Consider the following 1,666-nt stretch of genomic DNA (forward strand, 5'->3'; position numbering starts at 1 on the left):
TGCTGAGCCTCGGCGGGTGGACGAATAAGAAAGTTGGAAAGCGCCATGTGTTCCTCCTGAGCGGCTGATCTGCTGCCGCACCGAAGAGACAGCAAGTACAGTGCCAAGATGCCAAAGGCAAGGCATTGCAGCGAGTTGAATATGCAGCGGTGCAAAACCTGCGGCCAACAACCGTCAGCACGACAGGCATGCCGCCAGAATGCCGACACGCCGCGCGGGGGCCGGTGCAGGAAAGTGTCCCCTTACATGCGGCAAGGGTCAGGCGCTGTCTGCGCAAAATGGCAAGCAAACACGCGCCGCTCGCCAACCTGCATGCATACAGCGGGCATAAAACAGAAGTGAGGAAAGGAGGAGAAGAAGGAGATTAGAGCATTTTCATTTTGAAATTGCTCTAGAGCAGTTAACGAATGAAATGAGTTAACTGCTCTGCAAGGATTTTCTTGAAAATCCTTGCCACGAAATGCGAGAAGGCAGGCTTTTGCCTACCGTAAGCGAGCATTTCAAGTGTTAAATGCTCTAGACAGTGTCGTCACGAGATAAATTTCCTTGGTATATCAAGGAGAACGAGCCTTTTACGCAGGGAGTGTACTCTTATGGTACTCGACCGGAATAAAAGGCGAAGTCCGACGCAGAGATACCGGGAAAGGCGCTCGTGACGACACTGTTTAGAAATCGAGCTTGAACTGCATGCCCAGCCCCAGAGCCGAGTCTGGCTGCTTGCTGCTGGACGGCCGCTCGCGCTGTTCATTCCTGAGGATAAGCTCCGGCCCGAGGCCGATGCTCAAGTCGTCACCCACAACGGTATCGGCATAGGCGCGCACAACGTGCCTGCTTTCCATGCTCAGATTTTCGTCCGGATTGAGGCAGCCCGGCCCCGGTTCTCGCCAGGAGGAGCTTTCGTCATCCACGCTCAAGGCCAGTGCGGACTTATTTTTCTGGTGTCCTGACGCCGCGTTCAGCGCACTGTCGATGCCCTTGGCCGTGTCCACGGACTTGCCGGCGGCAGGAGCGTTTACCGCTCGACTGTGCAGATTGTCTGTGGGCGTCCCCTGACTTTGCCAGGCATCAAGGCTGCTGCCCTCGCGAAAAGTCCAGGCTCTGGCATGAACGGCATCGTCCCGCTTTTTCACGGTGACGGTGCGGTTCTGATCAGCGCGCGTTTTTGCCTTGTCCGCACAAGGGACGCCTTTTTTCGCCTTGTCGGCCACCTGAGATTTTGCCCCCGGTTCGGAAACGGCAGCAGCCCGAGGAGCCGCCAGCGGGGCGGCCAACAAGACGCAGCAGAGAAAAATGAGGGTGGTTGCCAGCTTGACCATATCTGCTCTTACGATAGTCCCCAAAACTTGTAAAGCTGACCATAAAACTATGACGGGTGCAGCCCAAAATGCAGCGCATGACGTGCACATATTTCCCGCGAAAAAAGATTAAAAAAATAAGCCCCCTCGGCCAATGGTCTGCCAGGGGGCTTACAGCTCAGATTTGCATTCTGCCAGGCGGCCTACAGGCTCACCCCGCCCTGCGGTTTGTCCTCAGGCGTGGCATGCACAGGCTCGGCCGCAGCCTTGCCCGACGACTTGCCGGATGCCCCGGCGCTGGTTTCCTGATTCAGCAGTTTTTCGGTGCTGACCACGGGAAAGCTCGGGCTGGCCCCGGGATCGTTCCAGCC

Annotated in this window: 1 protein-coding gene; it reads right to left on the minus strand. The window is 56.7% G+C overall.

Annotated elements, in window-relative coordinates; genetic code table 11:
* Positions 1-665: 665 nt before the first annotated feature.
* On the minus strand, positions 666-1,316 hold the full coding sequence (locus tag V6C07_RS13305) for a hypothetical protein (protein WP_333536958.1): 651 nt from the start codon (positions 1,314-1,316) through the stop codon (positions 666-668).
* Positions 1,317-1,666 lie beyond the last annotated feature (350 nt).

Origin of the sequence: Desulfovibrio sp. 1214_IL3152, from assembly GCF_036763055.1 — a bacterium.
In the GTDB taxonomy this organism is placed as follows: Bacteria; Desulfobacterota; Desulfovibrionia; order Desulfovibrionales; family Desulfovibrionaceae; genus Desulfovibrio.